A 7,821-nucleotide genomic window follows, 5' to 3' on the forward strand; every position below is an offset into this window, starting at 1 on the left:
TGCAGCGAGTGATGGATTTCGCCGCCGGACTCAGGTACGCACGAGAACTTGACGAATGAGTTGTGTGTAATCAAATGGGGTATACGGTGTACCAATGCGTGCATGGCTGCTTGGGAAGTTCGACGCGTGGGACAGGCATTGCCGTCGTGAATTGCCGCGAGAGATTCACCGAGATGCTGATTTCAGAGCTCGCTCCCATTGGTATGACTGGGAAGCTGCACGTAGTCGACTGCTTGGTCGGATGGCGAGTAGCCAGCCGCTGCTCGGAGTGGCGGATGCCGCGAGGCTGGAGAATATGACGGTCGAGACCTTAAGGAACCGGCTTCCTGACGTGTATAAGCTGGTACGAGATGCGGCAGCGTCGAAGCGTAAGGCGGCGGGTGAGGAGAATCTTGTCCGGCTCAGGGAGAGAATCCGTGCATCCATCGAAGAACTTGTCAGGGATGGTGTAACTCCGACGCGCACAAGAGTCGCGACGCGCCTTGGGAGAGGCTTGTTTCCGAAAGGAGAAGCAATCTATTGGGAGGAACTTCCGGGCCTGGTTGGACAGCCGCTTAGCGCTAAGGCGATGGAACGCGCGACAGTGGTACGCGCGAAGACCAAGGCCTGAGGCAGTGGAAATATAATTATTGAACTAGCTTGAGACAGGCTCGCTATGAAAGATCATCGGATCCCTGATAGAGCGAAGTTCCGTGCTGAGCCGGCGCAAAGAATAGGTGCAAACCGCCAAAAATTAACAGATTACGTCGTGCAAGTCGCATCTAATGCCCTTCTCCCTGTGGATATTATGGTGAAGGCATTGGTACCGTGGCCAACAGGTGATGATAGCCTGCGTTACTCACGTCGCCCATTCGCTTCCGGGCAAAATCTCGCGCTCGTCAACGCGCACGGTCAGACGGCAAGTTGTTGGGTTCGCCACCTCAATGAGCTTACCGGCCGTAACGATCTTGATGCTCTCACACTCCTGCCCTTCGCCGATGTGTTATGCGATCCGCGCGGGCTGGTCAGGCCTGGCCGTCAATGGTGTCCTGTGTGTCTGCAGGAGGACTTGTCAAATGGGGCACAGATCTATGAGCGTCTGATATGGTCAATTCGGTTAGTCAGTTGGTGCCCATTGCACGACGTCCCGCTTGCGGGTACATGTCCGAATTGTGATCACAGTCATCGAGCGGAGATTAGCCGGCGCTCACTTTCAGGGTTTTGTGCTCAGTGTCATCAATGGCTGGGTATGACACGCCATGATTATCACCATTTAGGGCGTACTGCTCGCGACGCGTTATTGCGCGAAAATTTCTTTGCAGATCAGTTTTCAGCGCTGCTAGCAATCCCCGAAAGTTCGTTGAAACATGTTTCGAAACAAAGTGTGATCCAAATGCTCGAAGGCGGGGTGGCTCGGATCGGCGATGGCAATGCTGATAGATTTGCGGAGGCATCGAGACGATCGGCCTCAAGCATTGCCGAATGGAGGTCGGGTCATGTATTCCCGTCGATATCGTCAATCCTGGATATGTGTGCAATATTCGGAATTTCTTTGGACAGGTGGCTGACCGGAGACACTAGCGCGTGGGAGAATGTCTCGGCTATGCACGAACATCCAGTTCGTGTTTCAATCCGCGATGCGCGATCGAAGGCTCGCGATTGGCTGATGATCGAAAAGGAACTCCGACAGTCGATTGACTGTGTCGGATACCATCTGAGCTGGGAGAAGACGGCGGCACGATTTGAAATCGATCCGTCTTTTCTGCGGGGCCGGTTTCCCGATATTGCGAATCGAATCGTGAAGAAGGCACGCGCTCATCGTTCGCGAATGAGTACTGTCCGTCGAATCGCAAGGAATCGGGCGCTCGTCGAGCAGGTGAGGCAGGTGGTAAATGATCTCATCGCATCGAATTGCTCGCTTAGAAGGAGGGATATTGAAGCTGAGTTGACCAATAGAGGCGTCGCGTTTCGCTGGTCCGACTTCCCCGTGATTTCGACCATAAAGATCGAAGCAATGGATGGCAGCAGAATCAAGTCACGAGTGCGCTGAGCGGCGCGATGTCAGCTTTCGCTAGGATCGCTCGGGGCACGAAAACTCCCCTCCACAAAATCCCGCAACTGCATGAGATCCGTGCGCGCATACGCGGCGGTGGTCTGCACCGACGCGTGCCCGAGCAGCGTCTGCGCGACGGGCAGCGGCACCGCGTGATCGACCACCAGCGTGCGCGCGTAGCCGTGCCGTAACCAGTGCGTCGACGCCGCGTGAATCAGCGCACGCGTGGCGGCGTCACCCGGCGGTACGCGCGCTTCGGCCGCCTGCAACACCGCCTTCACCTCGTCATAGAGACCGCTGTGTCCGAGCGCGTCGTGTTTTTCGCTGTGAACCAGCGGGACAGATTCGAGCGGCGGCGGTTCCGCAGGGAGGCCGCGTGCGAGCCGGTATGCACGCAGGATGGGTAGACAGCGCGACGGCAGCGGAATGGCCCTGAGCTTGCCGCCCTTGCCACGGACGTGCAGCGTCCACGCGGGCTCGGCGGGCGATGCCACGGTTGCCCTGTGGGCCGTGCGAGCCGTGCTGTCGGTGGGCGGGCTGACCGGTGGCCTGACGTCGTGATCGACGCTCAGGCGCGGTAGCCCCTGTTCCGCCGACCATTCGAGTTCGGCGAGGCGCACGCCGGCAAACCGGTACAGCGACCAGATCGCGCAGCGGCGTGACCAGACGAGCGGCGACACGCCGGCTGGCCGGTCACCCGCCGTCACGGCGTCGCACAGCCTCAACACGCGCGCAGGCAGGATGCGTGTCGGTGTCCACGTCATGCGCGCGCCGCCGTCGCCGGCGAGTTCGACCGCGGGGTTGACCACCAGATAGCCGGTTTTCTGCCAGTAGCGGAACAGGCTGGAGATGACAGCCAGCGCGCGCCGGCGCGTGGCATCGCTGCGGGATCTCTGAACGATGGGTGCACCGCCGGACGCGACCGCGCAGGCGGCGCCGGCGAGGTTCCCGGCGTGGCCGGGGGGATTCAGTGAGCGCCGGAAGGCCAGCAGGTCGTCGCGGGTCAGGTCGGACAGCGGCCCGCGCCGGTGCGCCTCGCACCAGCGAATCAGACGGCGCAGTTCGGAACGGTACGCACGCAGCGTGTGCGGGGAACGCTGTGCGCGGTCGCGCAGGAACAGCGCCAGGGCCTGGGCGTCGTCTGCGACACCCAGCGAATTGGTGGGCGACGCGTTCATGAAGCGGCCGGCGCGGGTCAGCCACGTTCGCAGCGCGGCGGGATCCCCATTGCCGGAGGCGACCAGTGCGACCGCATCGGCCGTTCCCGTGTCGACGGGACCGGCGGCCGCGTCACCGGGCTGGCTGGTCGGGGCGCGGCTGGCATCCGGTGCGTCATCTGCGGTGGCTGCTGGCAGATGACGGAACCGGCGCCGGTGCGCGTGCAGCACGCGCGCGAGGATCACGTCGGCACTTGGTGCCGCCCCATCCGCCACCAGGTGCAGGCGCCCGTGGGTCCAGTATTCGATCGCGGCGTCGTGCTCGAGCAGCAGCGCAAAGACGGCGGGATGTGCGCGCTTCGCGTCGGCGAGCGACGGCGCGACGCGCTTGAGGTCGGCGAGCGTCCAGCGCCGGAAGACCGGATGACCGAGCACCTCGCTGACATAGGCGAGCGCGGCATCGATCGCGGAGGGCAGCCGCTGCGCGGGTAGCGTGCCCGTGTCGAGCCAGTCGGCGGGCGTCATGGTGGCGAACTTCACGGCGACGGGCTTCATGGCGACGGGCGCCTGCGCAGGTGGGACGGGCGGGGTGTGCCGGGTGTGCCAGGCGGGCGGGACGGCGGACGCGGCGCCGCGGCGACTGCGGACGTCTGGCCGGGAGGCACGCTGCGCGCCGGGTGGAGCCGGGCGGGTCGGCGCGGGGCCTGCGTAGGGATGGTCTGCTGCGTCTGGAGGGTCGCCAGGGTACGGCGCTGTTCGGTGACGACGGTCGACAGGGCCGCCGCTTCGGCCGCCGCCTGGCGGTGCGCGTCACGCCCACTGGCCACCTCATCCAGCAGGCGCTCGCGCAGGCCCTCGAGCGCGGCGATGCGGGTCTGGGCGTCGGCCAACTGGGTGGTGAGCCGCTCGCGCTCGGTGGCGAGCGCATGACGCTGGTGCTCAGTCTCCTGCAGCAGCCGTTTCGACAGACCGTCGTAGCGGGCGCGCATGTCGGTGAGCTCGGTGGCGTGGGCGGCCTGCACTGTCTCGAGCGTGGTGCGGGCGGTATCGAGCCGGCTCTGCAGGTTCGCCGAGGCGGTGGTGAGCGCCCCGGCGCGCTCGACTGCGCTGGCGGTGCGGGCGCGCAGGTCGGCCAGTTCCGCGTCGCGGGCCGTGAGCCGCTCGCGCAGTTCACCAAGTTCGACGCGCAGCATCTCGCAGCGTACGTCGGCATCGTGTCGCGCGGTGTCCGCGTCGGCGGCCACCTGGCGCGCGTGCTGCCGCAGTCGGACCACATCCTCGAGCTGCACGCTGACGGCCGCGGCCCACAGCGCGCGAATCTGTTCCGCGATCGCGTCCGGCAGGCCGGGCAGCGTAACCTGCGTAAGACCCGCCTGCACCAGTTCGGCCTCGATTGCGTTCAGCGTCCTCGACAGCACGGCGGGGTCACCGGCACCCAGCCGTGCGCGCAGGCGCCGCACGGAGACCGCGCGGCGGAACCGTTCGCGGGTCACGGGTTCAGCGGCGCCCGCGGCGTCGGCGGCGGGGCTGGCGTCGCCCGCCTCGGCGAGCATCGCCAGCACGGTGGCGCGGATCTGGTCGGCGGAGACGGTGGCGGGACGGGACATGGGGAGACTCCTGCGCCAGCGGGGCGCCGGCGGGGCGGAGCTTCCAGTCTAGTTCACACACGGCCCGAACGTTAGGCAACCACTTTTGGTAGGAAAACGGATGTGTTTCCGGTGATAAACGCCCTTATCACCGGAAAACAGACTTGCGCTTTGGCTTGCCTGCAAGGCTTTACGCGCCAGTTCTGCGAGGGGACGCTGAAGAACTGCGGCCGGCTGACACCTGCGTATGGAATATCAGGTTGCCCTAGCGATGCGGCTTCCGGCTGGCACGTCCCCCGGCGGGGGCGTGGCGAAGACGCTCACACAGTTCGGTCAGCCACTGGCTCACCCAGACGCGGTCCGTGGCGTTCAGGTGACTGAGCGTCTCGGCCAGTTCTTCTGCAAGATCGCTTGGGCGTGAAGAACCCCGACGCAGCAGGGTACTGGCGGGGACGCCATAGATTTCCGCCAGTTCGATGAGTCTGGGCAGCGTGGGCAGGACCGTGCCGCGCTCGAAGCGGCTAATCGTTTCCGCATTGACGCCGATCTGTTCGGCGACCAGTTCCTGGGCGTAGCCGGCCGCTATGCGGGCGCGGGCGAGCGTTTTGCCGAGCTGTTCGGCGAAGTTCGGTTCTGCGGACAAGGCGGCCGGGTCAACATGACGTGTGGTTGGTCAACACGAATGCTCGCCCGACCTGGCGGTTTGCGTAACAACATGATATGTTGAGTGTCAACACGATATGTTGACTGGCGTGAATCTGGCCGCTTCTCATTGAGTGAAGGTCGATCGTTGCGCCATGTCTCATGGGTAACAGCCCGCCATGCGCCGGTCGCAATGCCATATAGCGTCTGCCACACACGTCGCACCCTGATGTCCTGGTGAGTCCGTTGTTTTTGGGAGTGAGAGTATGTTTTTGACTTCTGACCAGAACCGACTGCCCGTGGGATCTTCGCTGGTCGGGCCCGGCGCAGCGATGTGGGCGATCGTCGAGATGTGGAGCGGTGCGGATGTCCTCATCCTGCAATTTGCGGCCACGAAGCGGGCACTGACACGGGTCGCCATGGTGGAACTGTCCTCGGGCGCTGTGACGCTTGAAAAGCTTGCGTCGGACGGTCACGTCGTGCGTGGCGCGGCCGTGCTGAGCGCCAAGCCACAGCATGAGTCCGCGCAGTGGAGTCTGGAGCCGCTCAGCGAGATCCATCTGGGGGCGACGCGCGCCTTCGATGACAAGCATCCGCTGGTCTCATTCGTGCACTACACGACGATTGAGGGCCGGGAGTTTTCGATGCCCATCGGTATCGCCGAGAAGCATTCTCGCGGCAAGCTCATTTACGGAACCAAATCCGTGCGGTCCGCGAAAACTGCCCATCCGCTCATGACCGACAACGTCGCAGGCTCGACCTGACGGTATGCGCGTCCAGATTGCCTCGAACTGCATCTGGACGTCCTGACCAGAGCCTTCGAGGCTAGAACGTTATCGCGCCGCCGGACGTGAGTGTGCTGGTGCAGCAAGATCTTTGCTGACGTATACGAGGGGAGGACTGAACGGAGAGGGTATGAACAAGGCGAAGCGGAAAAGGGCGCGCGCTGCTAATGACCCACCCGTCGAAACGACGGAAGCACTCCGGGCAAGGCTGCGCGCGTTCGCCAAGCTCACACGGGAGCAGGCCATGCGGCAGGTTGCGGCCAGCCATCCTGAAGATGTGACGGTGCTGGCTGGGCCTTTGCGAAGAGTTCGGAGGCGTCAATGACAAGCAAAGCTGAGGAGCAAAAGAAGTCCTTTCTGCACGCGGGCCGTGTGATCGACGATACGCCACCGGCTGGCGAGAATCTTCCGGACGGATTTCTCGAGTGCACGTGTGGGCGAGAGGCTTCGAAAACAGGATTGCCCGCTGGCATTGGCGTACTGGCGAGCGCGACTTCCGCCGGGAAGAAGCTGGATGGGCCGCTCGATTCCGCGCGATTCACACTCAAGCCAGTCGACCCTCGATCGCTGAGTGAATCGCGGCGACGCGCAACACTGGCCCGATTTGGTATTGATCCACACCTGAGCCTGCAGGGCGAAGCGGGTTGCGGGAAAGGCACGCTCGATGGGCGCCCGATCGCTTCTCTAGTGTTGCGGACTCGCCGCGGTGAGGACTGAAGCTTGTCGCGTAGAAGGAGTCACGATATGAGCCGATCAAATCGTAGACAGGGCGACGGACAGAACGTGCATCTGGCCCGCCGCGTCGGTCCGCCTCGATATGCACCGTTGATCGACGGTCTCGCTCTCAAGGACCTGAAATGCTCACAGGCGGCGTCATGACCGCGGTCACCAATGAGCGCGGTCGGACGGCGAGAGCCGCCCAGAAGTGGTCCGCACTAGGCAATGAGCGTCGCTCGCATGACGCAGCGGTCGAGTTTCGTGACCGGCTGCTTGCGAATAACTGGCCCGATGACACCGCGGTGGCAGAACGGATGGACGCACAGCTTCGAATCGACGCGAGACATGCGCTCACCGGGATGCGACTCGGCGGCATGCTGCTGGGTGTGTGGTCGGCCCCGCGAGGGTGCTTTATCTACCCCGACTTCCAGTTCGACAACGACGGATGTCTCATTCCTGAAATCTCCCTGCTTTTGCGGATACTGCCCGCCGAGAAGGACGATTCAGGATGGAGGCGGGCATTCTGGCTGTATTCACCGCACGCGTTGCTCGACGGGAGCACACCGTCGGAGATCTTCGCCCTGGATCCGCTGAGGATCCTGGAGGTAGCGGATGCGGAATTCAATACATCGCCAGACTCCGGATGGTGACAGGAAGGGACATGCATTCTGGAGTTCCCTTTCAATAGACGGACGCAATCGCGTCATTAGCAAGCGCACGTTGAATATGGCATTCGTCGCATCCTGCTGTGGATCCGGCACGGGTGAACGGTGAGCTATTTCAGGAACACTGGGCGAGTCCGCACGCGAACGGGAACCCGCTGCAACGGGTTTGAGGAACAATGTAGAGGGGCCTATGCGTCTGGCGTATAGAGCAGTCGTTTCTCTTGACTTCGATGGTGT

The 7,821-nt window shown here is 63.2% G+C and carries 7 protein-coding genes and 1 pseudogene; 5 read left to right on the forward strand and 3 right to left on the reverse strand.

Annotated elements, in window-relative coordinates:
* Positions 1-787 precede the first annotated feature (787 nt).
* Positions 788-1,120, forward strand: a pseudogene (locus SB822_RS53925) (TniQ family protein); the annotation flags it as partial.
* A 108-nt stretch (positions 1,121-1,228) separates the two neighbouring features.
* Positions 1,229-2,029 carry a hypothetical protein gene (locus SB822_RS53930; RefSeq protein ID WP_410858701.1) on the forward strand — a complete coding sequence of 267 codons (801 nt, stop codon included), beginning with the start codon at positions 1,229-1,231 and terminating at the stop codon, positions 2,027-2,029.
* 11 nt (positions 2,030-2,040) lie between these two features.
* Here the strand turns inward: SB822_RS53930 and SB822_RS53935 are convergent, their stop codons facing one another.
* The 3 genes from SB822_RS53935 to SB822_RS53945 all read right to left on the reverse strand — a co-directional run bounded on the left by SB822_RS53935 (position 2,041) and on the right by SB822_RS53945 (position 5,418).
* Positions 2,041-3,744 (reverse strand): tyrosine-type recombinase/integrase, encoded by a 1,704-nt coding sequence (locus SB822_RS53935; RefSeq protein ID WP_410858695.1) that lies wholly within the window; start codon positions 3,742-3,744, stop codon positions 2,041-2,043.
* Positions 3,741-4,796 carry a DNA-binding protein gene (locus SB822_RS53940; protein WP_410858696.1) on the reverse strand — a complete coding sequence of 352 codons (1,056 nt, stop codon included), beginning with the start codon at positions 4,794-4,796 and terminating at the stop codon, positions 3,741-3,743. The genes SB822_RS53935 and SB822_RS53940 overlap by 4 nt, the downstream gene beginning before the upstream one ends.
* A gap of 244 nt (positions 4,797-5,040) precedes the next feature.
* Entirely contained in the window at positions 5,041-5,418 is a 378-nt protein-coding gene (locus SB822_RS53945) for a helix-turn-helix domain-containing protein (protein WP_410858697.1), read from the reverse strand.
* 331 nt (positions 5,419-5,749) lie between these two features.
* Here SB822_RS53945 and SB822_RS53950 point away from each other — a divergent pair, with 331 nt between their 5' ends.
* From SB822_RS53950 to SB822_RS53960, 3 genes are all read left to right on the forward strand, one after another.
* Positions 5,750-6,181, forward strand: coding sequence for a hypothetical protein (locus SB822_RS53950; RefSeq protein ID WP_410858698.1), 432 nt, complete (start codon positions 5,750-5,752; stop codon positions 6,179-6,181).
* Between the two features lie 342 nt (positions 6,182-6,523).
* Positions 6,524-6,919: a hypothetical protein gene (locus tag SB822_RS53955; protein ID WP_410858699.1), complete on the forward strand. Its 396-nt coding sequence runs from the start codon at positions 6,524-6,526 to the stop codon at positions 6,917-6,919.
* Between the two features lie 158 nt (positions 6,920-7,077).
* The gene (locus SB822_RS53960) at positions 7,078-7,569 is read left to right on the forward strand and encodes a hypothetical protein (protein ID WP_410858700.1); all 492 of its coding nucleotides are present in this window, start codon (positions 7,078-7,080) and stop codon (positions 7,567-7,569) included.
* Positions 7,570-7,821 lie beyond the last annotated feature (252 nt).

The sequence above is a fragment of the Paraburkholderia sp. SIMBA_054 genome (assembly GCF_046534875.1).
Lineage (GTDB): Bacteria > Pseudomonadota > Gammaproteobacteria > Burkholderiales > Burkholderiaceae > Paraburkholderia > Paraburkholderia hospita.